The organism is Thalassospira sp. CH_XMU1458 (assembly GCF_037027205.1).
Lineage (GTDB): Bacteria > Pseudomonadota > Alphaproteobacteria > Rhodospirillales > Thalassospiraceae > Thalassospira > Thalassospira tepidiphila.
Window position 1 is genome coordinate 135,675 of record NZ_JAYMDW010000002.1, and the last position, 15,598, is coordinate 151,272.

The 15,598-nt window shown below is 53.9% G+C and carries 18 protein-coding genes; 8 read left to right on the forward strand and 10 right to left on the reverse strand.

The genetic code is table 11. The features are described from left to right. Positions 1–46: 46 nt before the first annotated feature. Positions 47–355 carry an ArsR/SmtB family transcription factor gene (locus WBY09_RS08000; protein WP_336232442.1) on the reverse strand — a complete coding sequence of 103 codons (309 nt, stop codon included), beginning with the start codon at positions 353–355 and terminating at the stop codon, positions 47–49. 340 nt (positions 356–695) lie between these two features. Here WBY09_RS08000 and WBY09_RS08005 point away from each other — a divergent pair, with 340 nt between their 5' ends. Next, the gene (locus WBY09_RS08005) at positions 696–1,553 is read left to right on the forward strand and encodes a universal stress protein (RefSeq protein ID WP_064790082.1); all 858 of its coding nucleotides are present in this window, start codon (positions 696–698) and stop codon (positions 1,551–1,553) included. A 471-nt stretch (positions 1,554–2,024) separates the two neighbouring features. After that, the gene (locus WBY09_RS08010) at positions 2,025–2,204 is read left to right on the forward strand and encodes a hypothetical protein (RefSeq protein WP_063087136.1); all 180 of its coding nucleotides are present in this window, start codon (positions 2,025–2,027) and stop codon (positions 2,202–2,204) included. A gap of 61 nt (positions 2,205–2,265) precedes the next feature. On the opposite strand, the gene WBY09_RS08015 is transcribed toward WBY09_RS08010, so the two are convergent. Then, the gene (locus tag WBY09_RS08015; protein ID WP_336232443.1) at positions 2,266–2,961 is read right to left on the reverse strand and encodes an SOS response-associated peptidase; all 696 of its coding nucleotides are present in this window, start codon (positions 2,959–2,961) and stop codon (positions 2,266–2,268) included. 202 nt (positions 2,962–3,163) lie between these two features. Between WBY09_RS08015 and WBY09_RS08020 the strand changes: the two genes are divergently transcribed. Then, a complete protein-coding gene (locus tag WBY09_RS08020) occupies positions 3,164–3,907 on the forward strand; it encodes an SDR family NAD(P)-dependent oxidoreductase (RefSeq protein ID WP_008891311.1) in 744 nt (247 codons plus the stop codon). 26 nt (positions 3,908–3,933) lie between these two features. Here the strand turns inward: WBY09_RS08020 and WBY09_RS08025 are convergent, their stop codons facing one another. The 7 genes from WBY09_RS08025 to WBY09_RS08055 all read right to left on the reverse strand — a co-directional run bounded on the left by WBY09_RS08025 (position 3,934) and on the right by WBY09_RS08055 (position 10,303). Beyond that, complete coding sequence (locus WBY09_RS08025) at positions 3,934–4,440, reverse strand: GNAT family N-acetyltransferase (protein ID WP_336232444.1); 507 nt, start codon at positions 4,438–4,440, stop codon at positions 3,934–3,936. Between the two features lie 72 nt (positions 4,441–4,512). Further along, positions 4,513–5,052 carry a hypothetical protein gene (locus WBY09_RS08030; protein WP_336232445.1) on the reverse strand — a complete coding sequence of 180 codons (540 nt, stop codon included), beginning with the start codon at positions 5,050–5,052 and terminating at the stop codon, positions 4,513–4,515. Positions 5,053–5,169: 117 nt separating this feature from the next. Continuing rightward, positions 5,170–5,775: a hypothetical protein gene (locus WBY09_RS08035; protein WP_286792959.1), complete on the reverse strand. Its 606-nt coding sequence runs from the start codon at positions 5,773–5,775 to the stop codon at positions 5,170–5,172. A 27-nt stretch (positions 5,776–5,802) separates the two neighbouring features. Continuing rightward, a complete protein-coding gene (hemA, locus tag WBY09_RS08040) occupies positions 5,803–7,020 on the reverse strand; it encodes a 5-aminolevulinate synthase (protein WP_063087138.1) in 1,218 nt (405 codons plus the stop codon). A gap of 609 nt (positions 7,021–7,629) precedes the next feature. After that, complete coding sequence (locus WBY09_RS08045) at positions 7,630–8,472, reverse strand: universal stress protein (protein WP_063087139.1); 843 nt, start codon at positions 8,470–8,472, stop codon at positions 7,630–7,632. Positions 8,473–8,629: 157 nt separating this feature from the next. Then, on the reverse strand, positions 8,630–9,235 hold the full coding sequence (locus WBY09_RS08050) for a hypothetical protein (RefSeq protein WP_336232446.1): 606 nt from the start codon (positions 9,233–9,235) through the stop codon (positions 8,630–8,632). 192 nt (positions 9,236–9,427) lie between these two features. Continuing rightward, positions 9,428–10,303, reverse strand: coding sequence for a LysR family transcriptional regulator (locus WBY09_RS08055; protein ID WP_336232447.1), 876 nt, complete (start codon positions 10,301–10,303; stop codon positions 9,428–9,430). A gap of 119 nt (positions 10,304–10,422) precedes the next feature. Between WBY09_RS08055 and WBY09_RS08060 the strand changes: the two genes are divergently transcribed. Then, positions 10,423–10,794, forward strand: a complete 372-nt coding sequence (locus tag WBY09_RS08060; RefSeq protein WP_336232448.1) for a VOC family protein — start codon at positions 10,423–10,425, stop codon at positions 10,792–10,794. Between the two features lie 39 nt (positions 10,795–10,833). Then, positions 10,834–11,532 (forward strand): glutathione S-transferase family protein, encoded by a 699-nt coding sequence (locus WBY09_RS08065; protein WP_336232450.1) that lies wholly within the window; start codon positions 10,834–10,836, stop codon positions 11,530–11,532. 74 nt (positions 11,533–11,606) lie between these two features. Here the strand turns inward: WBY09_RS08065 and WBY09_RS08070 are convergent, their stop codons facing one another. Further along, a complete protein-coding gene (locus tag WBY09_RS08070) occupies positions 11,607–12,296 on the reverse strand; it encodes an orotate phosphoribosyltransferase (protein WP_044828964.1) in 690 nt (229 codons plus the stop codon). Between the two features lie 262 nt (positions 12,297–12,558). Here WBY09_RS08070 and WBY09_RS08075 point away from each other — a divergent pair, with 262 nt between their 5' ends. The 3 genes from WBY09_RS08075 to WBY09_RS08085 all read left to right on the forward strand — a co-directional run bounded on the left by WBY09_RS08075 (position 12,559) and on the right by WBY09_RS08085 (position 15,588). Then, the gene (locus WBY09_RS08075) at positions 12,559–12,831 is read left to right on the forward strand and encodes a helix-turn-helix domain-containing protein (RefSeq protein ID WP_336232451.1); all 273 of its coding nucleotides are present in this window, start codon (positions 12,559–12,561) and stop codon (positions 12,829–12,831) included. Positions 12,832–12,960: 129 nt separating this feature from the next. Further along, a complete protein-coding gene (locus WBY09_RS08080) occupies positions 12,961–14,685 on the forward strand; it encodes a SulP family inorganic anion transporter (protein WP_336232452.1) in 1,725 nt (574 codons plus the stop codon). A 117-nt stretch (positions 14,686–14,802) separates the two neighbouring features. Further along, positions 14,803–15,588, forward strand: coding sequence for an enoyl-CoA hydratase-related protein (locus WBY09_RS08085; RefSeq protein ID WP_336232453.1), 786 nt, complete (start codon positions 14,803–14,805; stop codon positions 15,586–15,588). Positions 15,589–15,598: the final 10 nt, after the last annotated feature.

Genomic DNA, 15,598 nt, shown 5'->3' on the forward strand with positions numbered 1-15,598 from the left:
CAAGGGATCACGCCTTGTGCGTTTTTGTATTCTGGATCGGTGCGCCTTAGATCGCAGGTTCTGGCGGGCAGAAGGTGTCCTGCAGCACAGCGATGATCTTCATAATGTCCGGATTGGCCAGCGAATAATAGATCGTTTGCGCATCGCGGCGGGTTTTTACAAGCCCTTCGCGGCGCAGGCGTGCAAGGTGCTGTGACAGGGCGGATTGTTTGATGCCCAGTTCATTTTCCAGCGTGCCAACGGATTTTTCCGTGTCGCCGAGAGAGCACAAAATAAGCAGACGCCACTCATTGCCGAGCGTTTTGAGAAATTCTGCAGCTTCACGTGCATTCTCGTGCAGTGCCGTATAGTCCATCCGCGAGTAACCCCGTTCTTAACTCTGCACACCAGGTCGCATTTTTGCTTTGAATGCCCGGTATCCTACCCAAGAGAATAATATCTCGATCTTTAAAGCGTCATCGTAATCGTTGGCATTCATGTTACAATCATTTTGTGCACGGTCGATTGAGAAAAACCGATCTGGCACCAACCAGCGACACCAACAAAGTATAAGAATAATAATAACTTTCGCAAATTTTTGATCTTGAACAAAGAAAGCTGGGGCAAAAGACCTCAGACTGCTTGGCAGTAAAGGCATCATCAGTCGGTATTTCAGGCAGGTTCAATGACCTGTTCGACAGGCGGGAGTAGTTAACATGGCAATTCGCACCATTCTGGCACCGGTAGCAGGCACGGCAATCGACAAACGTGTGATGGCGACGGCCTTTAAGCTGGCCAAGTCATTCAACGCGCATCTTGAGGCGCTTTTTGTTGCGGCCGAACCACAAGACGCCATTCCGATTGTTGGCGAAGGCATGTCAGGCCTGATCATCGAAGAAATGATCCAGGCCGCCACCACCGAAACCGAAAAGCGCGAAGCCAGCGGCAAGGCATCCTTTGCCGCCGCCGTTAAAGAGGCCGGCATTGAAGAGTCCAACACACCGAGCGCAGACGCCAAGCCGACCTGCGCCTGGCGCAAGGATAGCGGGCGCGAAGACGAAACAGTGGCCCGCCGCGGGCGTCTTTTCGATCTGGTGGTGATTGGCCGGGATCCCAAGGAAGCCTCCGCATCCCTGACCTTTGATGCGGCCCTGATGGAAACCGGACGTCCGATCCTGGTGGCACCTGAAGTAACCCCGGCGACCATCGGTGAAAAAGTCATGATCGCCTGGAATGGCGGGATTGAGGCCGCGCGCGCGGTTACATCCGCCATGCCGATGTTGCGCAATGCCAAGGAAGTCACGATTGTCAGTGTCGGTGAGGTTCCCTATGGCCGGGCATGCGCCAAGGCGCTGGCCGAACAGTTCAGCTGGCACGGAGTCGATGCGGCCGTGGTTGAAAGCACGGAAACCGGACAGGTTGCTAATACCTTGATTTCCGAGGCAGAAAAATGCGGTGCCGATACCATTGTTCTGGGGGCGTACAGCCATTCACGCTTCAAGGAGATGATCCTTGGCGGTGTGACGCAGGATATGTTGGCAAAATGTGCATTGCCGCTTTGGATAATGCACTAAGCCAAGGGGCTGCTTAAGCGCCTGATATCGCGAAATTATATTACCTAACCGATGGTATATGACTGAAAAGGTGCATTTTTGATGCGCCTTTTTTTGTTGCGTTGCGGGATAAATAGGAACAGGGTTACAGAAATAAGAAAGTGACGAAACCCCATAGGGGCAGCACTGACTAATTTGATTTGAATGGCAGACGTTATATTTGTGAAATCCAAGGAAAAGCCTGCGGGGCGGGCTGGTATCCCGGCCAAAGGGTTTGACGCAGGAGTTTGCAAATATAACGTCTGTCCTTCGGATTAACCGGATTTGCACGGGCTACTTTGTCGCAAAGCCTTGAAAGATTTTTATCTTCCTGCGGTTTTGCTCCGCGTATCCGCACAAATCCGGTGAACCATTGAAACCAAATTAGTCAGTCCTGCCCCTAAACGAGGTGTTTCGCATTGTGGGAAATCAACGTCTGACAGGGGAAAACCCATGTTGTCATTGCGCGATATCATCGATTTCGCTTCGATGTCCGAAGACCTGGCACAGGAACTTAACAATCCGAATGTTGGTGTGCCTGATCTTGCTGCGTTGCTGTCTGGTCAAGCTGGCGGTGCGTTGCAGTCATGCAATGCGGCACCATGTGCCGCCAACGACGTTGACAGCGACTGATCATCTTATTCCCAGTTATGGACTGATTGGGCCAGACAGGCTGTGTGCCTGCCCAAGCAGCCTATTTTGAAAACAGATCAATCTGGTTTGTTTTCTCATCCGCATCCGTATTCGGATCTGTTTTGGGGCGATTCGACCTTTCTTCCTGCCATGAAAGTACATGATCGGGCAACGGGCCCAGCATGTATCCCAGATCTTCGAACGGCATGTGCGGATCAAGCCAAGCTGCCAGATGGTTCGGGCCGATCACAGCCGGCATCCGATTGTGAATATGGGCGATTGAGCCCGATGGGGCGCAAGTGATGATCGTGGCTTCACGGCCGTTTTCGAGGCCCGCAAACAGAAACGGTTGATGATCGGGCAGGGTGATCCGGTTCTTGTGCTTTGCGGTGCCGTCCTTGCGCCACTCATACCATCCGTTTGCCGGGATCAGGCAACGGCGGTTCAAAAGTGGTCGGAAGGTTGGCTTTTCGGTCAGGGTTTCGGCGCGCGCATTGATCATAGGGCTGTTCATGCCCGGGATGCTCAGCCCCCAGTATCGAATGGCGGCCTTTTGATGCGGCAGAATGACGGCAATCGGATCGGTCGGCCGACGCGTACCGGTCAGGCTGTCGAAGGCGGCGTTTTCGTCCTCGTCATCTGATCCGTTGCGACTGAACCGGTCGGGCAATGGCATGCGAATGATATCTTCCATTTCCAGACCAAGCTGAACCTGAAAGGCGCGGATGTCGCTGTTAAGATCAAAGCGGCTGCACATGGTCTTGCCCATCTTTACAATGGCAAAAACATAGCCTGTTTCGCATCCCTTGCCAAATGCCTGTAGGGCAGCCTATATCGCGACGGTGACTGCAGAAAAATCTTACAGTACAAGGCTTTTCCTTCGATGGCGGGGCCTGTGGTGCTATAAGAAAGTCAGCAAAATTCTGTTTGCCTGCATATCTTGTGAAGTGAGTACACCAATGAGCAGCAATGCCCCGAAAACAGTCGTCCTGACAGGTGCCAGTCGTGGCATCGGCCATGTTACGGTTGGATATTTTGCCAAGCGTGGCTGGCGGGTGATTTGCTGTTCACGTGAAGCCCCGCCGCCAAGCTGCCCGCGCGATCCGGCATTGGGCATACACATCCGTGCCGATCTTTCCAAACCGGCAGAGGTCGAAGCTTTTATCGCCGAGGCGAACGAAGTTCTGGGCGATGATCCGTTGCATGCCCTGATCAACAATGCCGGTGTGTCGCCCAAGACCCCCTATAAGGAACGGCTTGGTTGCCTGAATGGTGATATTGCTGCCTGGCGCGATGTGTTTGAGCTGAACTTCTTTACGCCGCTCACACTGTCGCGCGGGTTTGCATCGGCACTGCATCGGGGTAAGGGGGCGATTTGCAACATTACCTCGATCGCGGGGCATTATGTCCATCCGTTTGCCGGATCGGCTTATTCGACATCCAAGGCAGCACTGTCTGGCCTGACGCGTGAAATGGCCGTTGAATTTGCCGAACTTGGGGTGCGGGTCAATGCGGTGGCCCCGGGCGAAATCAAGACTGATATGATTTCCCCGGAATATGAGGCACTTGTGCCACGCATTCCGATGAACCGCATGGGCACGCCCGAAGACGTGGCGGCAGCGGTGCATTATCTGGTGGGGGATGACAGTACCTATGTCACCGGCACGGAGATCTTTGTTACCGGCGGGCAGCATCTGTACTGATCGGCAGATCGGGAGTGGATGACTTCTTAGCTGTCAGCCTTGATGTAAAAGGCCGGGTTGTATTCGACCAAACCCGCCGGGATTTCATCAACCAATGGGCGTGCCATGAAATATTCATCGGGCACGCCTTCAAGTTTCAGATCGGGCAGGGGCGCAAAGCCAAACCGGCCATAATAATCCGGCTCGCCCAGTACGACGCAGCCGTGGGCATCATCGGCGCGCAAATGGCGTATGCCGCTTTGGATCAGCTCGGAGCCAATGCCTAGGCCTTGGCGATCCGGCGTGACCGCAACGGGGCCAAGGCCAAACCAACCACAGGCTTTGCCATCGATTTTCACCGGTGAAAACGCGATGCAGCCAACAATTTCATCGTCCTGTTCCGCGATCAAGGAAAGGGTGAGTTGACCACTTTTTCGGAGCGCATCGACGATCAAATGTTCGGTCTGCTGACTGTGGGGTGCAGTTGCGAAGGCACCATCCAGCAACGCGTGAATCGCCGCGATATCTCTTTCGGTTTCTTCACGTATCAACATTTTCCGTCCCTGCCTGTGACGTTGGACCTGCTTCCTGCGGGCCATCCATCACGACTATAACGGGAAAACGGTTTACGCTGAAAGGCTTTTAAGCCAGTCGCGTTTTTGCTCCAGGCGTTTGACTTCCATTTCAAGCCAACTGGTGAAGTTTTCGGCCTCGGTTGCGTGCTCGTCACGCAGGGCCAGCACGCGTTCGAGATCAAGTTCGCAGACGTCTTGCAGGATTTCGATCTGTTCGGTGCGGATGTCATGATCAAGCAGATGCAGGAACCGCATCTTGAGCGCCATGATCAGGCGTGAAAGCTCGCCCGATGTATCGCGCACATTGCCCTGCATCAGTTCAATGAACTTCCTGTGCCCGGCATCGGTCAGGCTCAATTGCGCGTCAGACAACCCGCCGCTTGAGGTATCTTCCTTGACCAGCCCTTCAAGCTTGAGCAGCTGAAGCGAGCTTCCCATCATATCCAGGGACGGCCCCATGATGTGCGACATGAAATGGCGCACCTCGTTGGCCAGATCGCCATAGCTGATCGGCTTTTCGGAAAGGGCAAGGGTGCCAAGTGCGCACAGGCGGAGACATTCTTTGGGGAGCAAGGTTTTATCCGAATACATGGGCGGTCCCTGTTTGATGACAGGTCCGACATTAACGCGAACGGTTCTTAATTGCAAACTATAGCTCTATGCACACTAGATATATTGTGATGGTAAGGAACTGCAAGGCCTTCGCTGCTAGTTGGCAAGCTGATACAAGCGGTTTCCTCGGGCACTAAGAGATGTTGTAAGTGTTCCGTTTCGAACCATTTCACTAAGTGTTGTTCGGAGAGCTAGTGAATTCGTCGTCGCTAATTCTTCGTAACCGTGTTGTTTGCCTGCTACCCGTTGCAGACGCAGGGCTGAGATTGGCTTGTTATTGGAGAAATCCAAATAATTGATAATCAGCTTCGAAATTCTGTCATGAGAGAACATATGCTGCCAACCGGCGGGATCATCATTTTCTTTGAGAGTGTGTTCAATATATTCAAACCGTTCCTCAATTCCGAGAATTACCTCGTTCGCTTCTTCAGTTTGTTCTTCAAGCATTTCACGAAACTCTACAGGCCCAATTTTTGTGAAAATTGAACTGAGACGTTCGTGATTTGCATTGATAAGAAGTGCGCAAACTGCCGACAATATAAGGAAGTATGGTATTCCTAGCTCAGCGGGAGCAGGCATCTGCTCATAATTGAAAGCGAAATACACCACGTATGTTACAGAGCCAAAGAAAATGAGTGCGCTTAGCAGATTTACTAAACGCAAAACACCTTTAGAATAGAGGTTGCCGCTGTTTTCGTTCATCCTTGATCACTTAAATCTGGAACTGCCTCAGGCGACCTTGGAAATGCCCAGTTTGCTCCAGACCGACAGGAGCGAGTCGATCAGATGATCGACCAACTCGTCATTGTGCAGCGGGCCCGGCGTAAAGCGCAGGCGTTCGGTGCCGCGCGGGACGGTCGGGTAGTTGATCGGCTGGACATAGATGTCATGTTCGAACAACAGACGGTCGCTGGCTTCCTTGCACATGGCCGGATCGCCCACCATCAAGGGAACGATATGACTTGGCGCGTCCATGACCGGAAGGTCGACCGCGCGCATGCGTGCACGCAGGGTATCGGCGCGTTCCTTTTGGGCAAGGCGTTCGACATTGCTTTCTTTCAGATGGCGCACAGCTGCCAGCGCACCCGCCGCAATGCTTGGCGGATGGGAACTGGTGAAGATAAAGCCATTGCCGAAGCTGCGCACGAAATCGACGATTTCAGGCTTGGCTGCGATATAGCCACCAATCACGCCAAATGCCTTGGCAAGCGTGCCCTGGATGATGTCGACGCGGTGCATGACGCCATCACGTTCGGCAACACCGCCGCCGCGCGGGCCATACATGCCAACCGCATGGACTTCATCCAGATAGGAAAGCGCGTTGTATTTTTCGCAAAGATCAAGGATCTGACTGATCGGTGCGATGTCGCCATCCATCGAATAGACAGACTCGAACGCGACGATCTTGGCGCGCTGCGGCCCGAGATCCTTGAGGATTTCCTCGAGGTGGGCGACGTCGTTATGTTTCCAGATGCGGCGCTCTGCCTTGGAATGGCGCATGCCTTCGATCATGGAATTGTGGTTTTCGGAGTCGGAAATGATCACGCAATCCGGGAGCTTCGATCCCAGCGTTGACAGCGTCGTCCAGTTCGCGACATAGCCCGAGGTCATCAGAAGGGCGGCTTCCTTGCCATGCAGGTCGGCGAGCTCCCGCTCAAGCGCGACATGCAGATGGTTGGACCCGGAAATATTGCGCGTGCCACCCGCACCACCACCCTGACCGGTGATGGCGTTCTGCATGGCTTCAAGCACCTTGGGATGTTGGCCCATGCCAAGATAATCGTTCGAGCACCACACGGTGATTTCACGCGGGGCTTCGCCGTTATCGGGGTGATAGAGCGCCTTGGGGAATTTTCCGACAATACGTTCGAGATTGGCGAATACACGATAGCGGCCCTCAGCCTTGAGGCCGGACAGCGCATCTTTGAAGAAGGTGTTGTAATTCATACTTGTTTCTTTCGCCTGTCTCTTTGCAGTGTCACGGACTTTGTATCTGGTCGTGGCATCACAAAGCTCTGGTCTCGTCCAGATCAGCGACCTGATTCTGGACATATCCTCCGGTTCGACCGGGTCTTTATGGTTCCCTTATCAACCATGAAGGCCGATACGGCATTGACCCTTGTCAAAAATTAAAGCGATTCCAGTCTTGTTTGGAACCATCAGATCAGAGAAGGCGATCCATCTCTCTTGTGTCGATCTCTTTTCGGAGCAAGCTCCGTTTTGTCTTATGACCCAATTTGGCCTCGTTGGCGTCATTTGGCAAGGATTCGAACAGCTTTTGCGCCACAATTAAATCGTTTTCATCCATCGGAAAAATCAATCATGACAGAAATTACATATGATTTTCAATATGTATTAATGTTGATGATCAGATAAATTTGCGGGTAATTTTTGGATTTGGTGACGGAGATAGAAGCAGATTGCTTGATTTTTCCTTGTCTGGACAAGGGATTAGTCCGTGTGCGATTGCCTGTTTGCAAGGTGGCAATCGGCAAAGCCAATAAAAAAACCGGCCGAAAGTTCCGGCCGGTTTTTGGGAATTCGGAATGTTGTTGCCTAGTGTGACATCAGGACCGGAACGGTCATGTGACGCAGAAGGTGCTGGGTGACGCCACCAAGCATCAGTTCACGCAGGCGCGGACGGCCATAGGCGCCGCACACCATCAGATCGATGCTTTCATCGGCTGCGCGCGACAGAATTAGATCGCCAACGCTGATGCCAGATGCGTTCATGCTTTCTTTCTTGGCATTCACGCCGTGGCATTTCAGACGTTCGCCAATATCGACACCCGGAACCGGCATGGTATCGCGGGCACCCTTGTTCGGGTCGGCACAGAGAACCAGAACGGATTTTGCGGCTTCCAGGAACGGCATGCTGTCATTCATGGCGCGCACGGCTTCGCGATAGGGCTTCCAGGCGACCATGACGCGATCACCGATGGTATCAAACTTGCCGACATAGGGCACAAGCAGAACCGGCGCACCGGCGGTCAGGATGACTTTGTCCGGCATTTCCGAGACAGAGCACGGATCGGAACTTTCCGGGTCGTGCTGGCCCAGAACCGTCAGATCATGATGGCGGGCATACATCGCGGTGGTATCGGCAATTTCAGACGCCGGGCACGAGGTTTCTTGCCAGCTGAAAGCAACACCGGCCGCGTTGCAGGTTTCTTCGAACTGGGTGCGTGCAGCCTTTGCGGTTTCCGCCATCGCAGATCGCTGCTGATTGATGATTTCCTCGGTGATCTGGACTTCCATGAAGCGCGGAATTTCAGGATAGGGCAGCAGGAAAAGACCGGTAAGGTGCGCGTCCTGCGCCTTGGCAACTTTCAACGCAACAGAAAGGCGTTCCTTGCAGGCAGCTGAGGTGTCGATATGAACAAGAATATCCCGATACATGATCCGATCTCCATTCGGTAGGTGGCGTGGGGCTGACCCGAAATCTGTCAAATTGCCCTTGGCCTTAATGTCTGTGGCTACCCTATCGTCGTCTCGGGATGGTTTCTTTGCTCTATCTCAAATTAAATTATTCCAAGTTGTAATTTCGGGCCAAGTATCACCCGTCCGCACCCGGTTCGGTCATCGGGATGGTTTTTTCCATGGTCGGAATGTCGCCGCCAGCCGGAACGCCTGTGGTGGCAGGGGGCGTGACAGGGGCAGGTGACATCGGTGCGCTGTCGTTCATCGCGGGCATGGCGGGCATCGCCGGATCATCGGTCGGGACACTGTTTGGCATCTGCATTGTGTCGCCTGACATCATCGAAAGCGTCTTGTGCAGTTGCTGTGACAGGGTGCTCCAATTGGTTTGAAGCGTTGTGCAGGCGGCGGCGTCGCCGGATTGAACGCAGCGCTGCGCCATCCGATCAAGAATACCCAGCGCAATACGGGCTTCGTCGATCTGCTTTTGGCGCATTTCATCCATCGCCTTGCGATTGGGATCGTCCATCATGATGAGATTGTCATTTTCCCCCGCAGACGTAGATCCCTGCATGGTGGCCGGGGATGCCGGGCGGGTATTCTGGGCTGGTGCACCCCACGGGGTAACGATGGTGTCGGAACTGTTGGACATCGTGACCGGTTCTTCGACCGGGGCCATGCACCCCGACAGGGCAAGGCCCAGTCCGATTGCGGGCAGGCATTTGGCAATCTTGCGCATCGACATGCGTTGTTCCTCCGACCGGTGGCGGGCGCGCCTTGGTCACGTCAGTTTGTTGTCCCGAACTCTGCCACAGTCGCTGCTATGACTTTGCTTTTGCTTGCGAACATATTGAACGTCGTTACGGAGTCTGTCCAGTCCGGGCAAGTGCGTGGCCAGCGAATGCAATCAGACGGTAATATCGAGCTTCCATCACATTCATCGTTCTTTGCCTGGCGAAAGCCGCGGTTCGTCCTTTAAGGATTTGCGGATCCATCGCATGGTTTCGCGGATGCGCGATATGTTGCGCAAATCAGGGTGGGTTAAAACCCAAAGTTTGTTTGCCGGTATTTCCGGCAAAGGCGCAAGCAACCGCAAACCGGGAAGGGCAAGGTCGGATGGCAAACAGGCCAGACCACACCCGGCGCGCACCAGATGCGCCATCGCGATCAGATCATCGGTTTGCTGTTTATGCGGCGTGCGGCGGTTCGCATCGAGCCATTTATAAGGTGCGTAGCTTGCCAGTGTTCCCGACGCGCCGATGAAGGGTTCCGCCAGCAGGTCATCAAGCTTTGCGGGCTGATATCGGTCTGCGGCACCATAGATGCCCCATTGCAGTGTGCGGATTTCCTTGCCAACAAGATGTTCGGGTGGGCTGGCCGCAACCCGCACGGCAATATCGGCATATCGCTGTGTCATATTGAATTCGAGGTTGCTGGCAAGCAGTTCGATCTGAATATCAGGCCATTGGTTCTGAAACCGGGCGAGATGGTCTGGCAGAAAGAAATAGGAAAAACTGGTCGGTGCAGTGATGCGCACCAAACCGGCCGGTGTGGCATCAGCGCCCGAAATGGTGGTGTTGATGACGTCAAAGCTGTTCATGATCTGCCGGGCGGGGACAAGCATTTCTGTCCCGGCATCGGTCAGGCTGTATTGGCCACGGATGCGATCAAAAAGCCGGGTGCCTGCCTGTTCTTCAAGCGCATGAATATGGCGAAACACCGTGGTGTTGCTAACCCGGATTTTCTGCGCGGCCAATTCAAGCGACCCTGTTTCCGCGATGGCGAGAAACGACTTGATATAGTTCCAGTCCAATCGGTGCTCCGTTTCAAATTTGCAATCAGATACTACAAAATTGCCTATGTATTGCAAAATTGAAATTCCTTACGGTGTCGGTATCAAGGAATTCACCTACATATGTCAGGAAAGAAAACATGATCGGATACACATCACTCGGCACCAATGATCTATCCCGTTCGGGCGCGTTCTATGACGCATTGCTTGCTGATTTTGGGGCGCAGCGTGTCTTTGAACAGCCGGACTTTATCGTCTGGAGTGCCGGCGAAAACAGCCCGGCATTTTCGGTGCATGTTCCGTTTGACGGGAATGCGGCAACGGTTGGAAATGGGACGATGATCGCCCTTTCAGCCGCGTCACGTGATCAGGTCGATGCGTTTTATAAAAAGGCGATCTCGCTTGGCGCGACGTCAGAAGGTGAGCCGGGACAGCGCCATGAAAACGGGTTTTACGCGGCCTACTTCCGCGATCTCGATGGTAACAAACTCAACATCCATCATATGGGCTAAGGCGATGATTGGTTGTGATGCGGCGGGGGAGTGGAGCTGATGTCATCATATCATTTGATCGGTCACCGGCTTTGTCCCTATGTCCAGCGTGTCGCGATGGTTCTGGCGCAAAATGGCATAGCCCACAAACGCACCGACATTGCCCTTGATGCCAAGCCGGACTGGTTTCTGGCACTAAGCCCGACCGGAAACGTTCCTGTGCTGGTGGTTGATGATGAGCGGACCTTGTTTGAGGCCGCCGCCATCTGCCAATACCTTGAGGCAATTACGGGTAAAAAACCGTGTGGTGCGGATGCCTATGACCATGCCTTGGCGCAGGCGGTGGTTGCGATTGGCGATAAGTTATTATCGCTTACCGCAGATCTGATTTATCGCGATCTGTCTGAAAGCAGCGTCGATGCGACGATGCATCAGATTAACAAACAGATGTCGATTGTGTCGGATCTGATATCGCCACAGGCCCTGGACGCGGACAGAGAGCTTTCGATGCTTGATATCGTTTTTGCGACAGTTTTTCGGCCGTTTGCCCTGATCGCGGTCGGGCTGAACCGGGATCTGTTTGCCGGTTTTCCCGGATTACGAGGCTGGGCAAGCGATTTGGCCAAACACGAGACGGTCCGAAACGCTGTGCCCGCCACCTATTATCGGGAACTGCACGAATTCATCGCGTGCAAGGACGGATATCTGGCAAACCGTTTGCGCGTGATACCGCAAGACAACATCGCGCTTGCGCTTTGATGCGTAATAAAGGCAATAAAAAACGCCCGCTTGGTTGAACCTGCGGGCGTTTTGTTTTTTGGGCTTATTGCAGCTTAGTCGTGCTTGCCGCCATTGGCCTTTGACCAGCCGATCGGGTCGTTCAGGAAGGAACGCACACCTTCGATGGCATCCTTGCTGAAATATTCGCCTTCTTCGGCAACCGCGAGGACATCGGCCCAGGTTGCAAGGTAATGCATTTCGATGTCGTCCTTGCGCAGTTCATCAAGCGCGCCTTCGAAGATGTCATAGAAGAAGACGACAAAGGCATGTTTGCACTCGGCACCGGCTTCGCGGATGGCGTTGACGAAGTTGACCTTCGATGCGCCGTCGGTGGCAAGGTCTTCGACCAGAAGAACGCGCTGTCCCTCGTGGATGTCACCTTCGATGCGGGCCTTGCGGCCAAAGCCCTTGGGCTTTTTGCGGACATACTGCATCGGCAGGTCAAGCGCATCGGCAAGCCATGCGGAATATGGGATACCTGCTGTTTCACCACCAGCAACCGCGTCAAAGGCCTCGTAGCCAGCCGCATCGGATACCTGACGGGCGGCGAGTTCAATAACCTTGCGGCGTGCGCGCGGGAAGGAAATCAGTTTGCGGCAATCGATGTAAACCGGGCTGGCCCAGCCGGATGTCAGGATATAGGCCTCTTCCGGGCGGAAATTCACAGCCCCGATATCCAGCAAAATCTTGGCGACAGTTTTGGCAGCATAGGTGCAATGCGCGGTCGGTTTTTCAGTGGTCATGGCGGCTATACCTTCTCCGGATCGACTATTTGCCGACCTCTTAGCGCTTTTGGCCGAAAAGCGCAAAGAAAAGCCGCTGACCATTTGGTCAGGTTCCTTTGTGGTTTCTGTTGCCCGATTAAGGGGATGCAAGTGGGATTCTGTCGTCATTATGATGATACATAATACACCAGTAATGATATCTGAGATATCATAATTGAAGTTATAAGGTGAATTTGTTACATCTGGAGTTTGATGATCTGCCTGTTGGAAGGGTGACTTGATGATTACAGCCGGACAGATGCGGGCCGCGCGGGCCCTTTTGGGGATTGACCAGAAAATGCTGGCAGAAATGTCAGGCGTCTCGGTTCCGACCATTCAGCGCATGGAAGCCAGTCAGGGCAATGTACGAGGAGTCGTAGATACCCTTTCAAAGGTGGTTGAGGCGCTTGACCGTGCAGGTATCGAGCTTATTGGCGAACAGGTTCCGAGTATGGGCGCCGGTCGGGGTGTTCGGCTGAAGGAAGCGGAAACCCGACATTCGGGTAACGGTTAGCGTGCATTCAAAAAATGCCGGTTCGTGCAATTGTCGCATTTGGTGACTGCTGATCGGTAAGGATCTGTGTCATCCCGGCCCGGCCGGGGAATTGATGTGTGCAATCACCCAATGAGGGTGCCAAGCAAAATGAAGCCAGAAAATCCAGAGAAAAGCCGGTATCCAAAACCGGATTTTGTCGAACTGTTTACACCGAAGCTGATCACCGTTCTGCGTGAAGGGTATGGTCTTGCGCAATTGCGCGCAGATGCGATTGCCGGGCTGACCGTTGCCATCGTTGCCTTGCCGTTGTCGATGGCGATTGCAATTGCATCCGGGGCGACACCGGCACAAGGCCTTTATACCGCGATTATTGGCGGGATACTGGTCTCGCTTCTGGGCGGGAGCCGGTTTCAGATCGGGGGGCCGGCTGGTGCCTTTATTGTACTGGTCGCGGCCACCGTTCAGGCGCACGGCATGGATGGCTTGTTGCTGGCAACGATCATGGCGGGCGTGCTTCTGGTTTTAATCGGCCTTTTCAGGCTGGGCACCTATATCAAGTTTATTCCCTATCCGGTGACGGTTGGTTTTACCGCCGGGATTGCCTTCATCATCTTCGCCAGCCAGATCAAGGACCTGCTTGGACTTGATCTTGGTGGTCCGGAGCCGGGACCGTTTCTTGAGAAATTGCCGGTTATCTGGGCAGCTTTGCCGAGTATGGATCTTGCGACCGTGATGTTGTCAGGGTCGACTATTCTGGTGATTGTCGGGCTTAAATATGTTCGCCCGCATTGGCCGGGCATGCTGATTGCCGTGGTCGGTGCCGCGTTGATAACGGCTGTGTTTGATCTTCCGGTTGCGACGATCGGCAGTATTTACGGCGGCATTCCAAGCAGTTTTCCAATGCCATCCTTGCCTGATATTGATTTTGCCAAGGCGCAGGCGGTGCTTCCAAACGCCATTGCCTTTGCACTTTTGGGGGCGATTGAGTCGCTGCTGTCTGCTGTGGTGGCCGATGGCATGACGGGACGTCGTCACAGATCAAACTGCGAACTGGTGGCACAGGGCGTTGCAAACGTTGCGTCGGGCCTTTTCGGGGGGATTTGTGTTACCGGCACCATCGCGCGCACAGCAACTAATGTGCGGTCCAAGGCGCACGGTCCGATCGCTGGAATTTTCCACGGCGTATTTCTGTTGCTGTTCATTCTGATTGCGGCCCCTCTGGCGGGGTTCATTCCCCTGGCATGCCTTGCCGGTCTGTTGGCAACCGTTGCCTGGAACATGATCGAAAAGCACGCCATCGTTACTTTGCTGCGATCATCGCGTGGTGATGCGGCGGTTTTGCTGACAACGTTGCTTCTGACCGTGTTTCGCGATCTGCTTGAGGCGATTGTTGTCGGTTTTGCGTTGGGATCGGTTCTGTTTATCCGGCGTATGTCACGGATGGCCGATATCGAAAGTGCTACCCCTTTTGTTGCCGAAGACCGGGCGGATAATCAGGTCGTCTTGATGGTATCGGACCCTGTATCGGCCGGTGATCCCGACATCGTTGTTTACCGAATTTCCGGCGTCTTTTTCTTTGGGGCGACGGCGGCCTTCGGATCGGTGCTGGATCGTATCGGTGATACGCGCCGTGCACTGGTTGTTGATTTTTCATCCGTGCCTTTTCTTGATTCGACGGCGGCCAATACGCTGGCGAGCCTTGTTCAGAAAGTGCGCAGCCGGGGCGGGCTGATTGTCTTTAGCGGCACGAAACACGATATCCGGCGCGATTTGTTTGTCCACGGAATGAAGCCGCCAGCAATCCATTACGAGGCCGATGTTGAACAGGCTGTCAAATGGCTGGGCGAAAAGCTTGGCACGTTGCGGGATTAACCGCAGTCCGGGCGCAACCAATTGGTCTTTTGTTGGCAAAACAGCATTTTGGGTTTATTCGGTATAGTAATGCCGATTTAAGCTGTGCCCAAACAGCAAGCCCCAAAAGGAAATGCCATGACTGATCAGACCGGACTGAATGTCACCATTGATGATCGCGTTGCCACCATCACGATCTGTCAGCCGGAACGCAAAAACGCCCTGACCAAACCGATGTGGGGCGCGTTGGCGACGATTGTTCACGAATTGTCGGATGATCTTGATCTGCGCTGCGTGATTATTCGGGGTGGCGAAGGGGCCGGTTTTGGTGCCGGGGCAGATATCCATGAGTTCGTACGTGAACGGTCCGGGTTCGAAAAGGCTCGCGATTACGGCATGCTGCATGCCGAGGCGCTTCAGACCATTCAGAACTGCACCCATCCGGTAATTGCCGCAATTGATGGCCCGTGCATGGGGGCGTCTTTCGTGCTGGCAGCAGCGTGCGATATGCGCATTGCCGCCGATAACGCAAAATTCGCTGTGCCGCCGATGAAGCTGGGCGCAACACTTGGCTATCCCGAGCTTGAAATCATGCTTGATCTGCTGGGCGAGGCGGCTTTGTTTGAAATCCTGCTTGAAGGGCAGGTGTTTGACGTCGCCCGTGCGCGCGAGATCGGTTTTATCGCCCGTCATGTGGCACTCGAAGTGTTTGACGAGGAAGTTGCCAAGACCGGCAAACGCATTGCCGGTGGCGCGCCACTGACACAGCGGGCACACAAAAGCATGCTGAACCGTCTGCGCCAGGGTGGGTCAATTGACATGCACGAATTTGATGAAGGCTACCGCGCCTTTGAAAGTGTAGATTTTAAGGAAGGCTACACCGCGTTTCTTGAAAAACGCAAACCGGTCTTCACCGGGAAATAGGCAGAATTCC

Bases quoted from the DNA above. Each gene is read 5' to 3' on its own strand.
- WBY09_RS08000 (WP_336232442.1), bottom strand. From the start codon at position 355: ATGGACTATACGGCACTGCACGAGAATGCACGTGAAGCTGCAGAATTT.
- WBY09_RS08030 (WP_336232445.1), bottom strand. From the start codon at position 5,052: ATGTATTCGGATAAAACCTTGCTCCCCAAAGAATGTCTCCGCCTGTGC.
- WBY09_RS08050 (WP_336232446.1), bottom strand. From the start codon at position 9,235: ATGTCGATGCGCAAGATTGCCAAATGCCTGCCCGCAATCGGACTGGGC.
- WBY09_RS08075 (WP_336232451.1), top strand. From the start codon at position 12,559: ATGATTACAGCCGGACAGATGCGGGCCGCGCGGGCCCTTTTGGGGATT.
- WBY09_RS08085 (WP_336232453.1), top strand. From the start codon at position 14,803: ATGACTGATCAGACCGGACTGAATGTCACCATTGATGATCGCGTTGCC.
- hemA (WP_063087138.1), bottom strand. From the start codon at position 7,020: ATGAATTACAACACCTTCTTCAAAGATGCGCTGTCCGGCCTCAAGGCT.
- WBY09_RS08060 (WP_336232448.1), top strand. From the start codon at position 10,423: ATGATCGGATACACATCACTCGGCACCAATGATCTATCCCGTTCGGGC.
- WBY09_RS08070 (WP_044828964.1), bottom strand. From the start codon at position 12,296: ATGACCACTGAAAAACCGACCGCGCATTGCACCTATGCTGCCAAAACT.
- WBY09_RS08065 (WP_336232450.1), top strand. From the start codon at position 10,834: ATGTCATCATATCATTTGATCGGTCACCGGCTTTGTCCCTATGTCCAG.
- WBY09_RS08035 (WP_286792959.1), bottom strand. From the start codon at position 5,775: ATGAACGAAAACAGCGGCAACCTCTATTCTAAAGGTGTTTTGCGTTTA.
- WBY09_RS08010 (WP_063087136.1), top strand. From the start codon at position 2,025: ATGTTGTCATTGCGCGATATCATCGATTTCGCTTCGATGTCCGAAGAC.
- WBY09_RS08015 (WP_336232443.1), bottom strand. From the start codon at position 2,961: ATGTGCAGCCGCTTTGATCTTAACAGCGACATCCGCGCCTTTCAGGTT.
- WBY09_RS08005 (WP_064790082.1), top strand. From the start codon at position 696: ATGGCAATTCGCACCATTCTGGCACCGGTAGCAGGCACGGCAATCGAC.
- WBY09_RS08025 (WP_336232444.1), bottom strand. From the start codon at position 4,440: ATGTTGATACGTGAAGAAACCGAAAGAGATATCGCGGCGATTCACGCG.
- WBY09_RS08080 (WP_336232452.1), top strand. From the start codon at position 12,961: ATGAAGCCAGAAAATCCAGAGAAAAGCCGGTATCCAAAACCGGATTTT.
- WBY09_RS08045 (WP_063087139.1), bottom strand. From the start codon at position 8,472: ATGTATCGGGATATTCTTGTTCATATCGACACCTCAGCTGCCTGCAAG.
- WBY09_RS08020 (WP_008891311.1), top strand. From the start codon at position 3,164: ATGAGCAGCAATGCCCCGAAAACAGTCGTCCTGACAGGTGCCAGTCGT.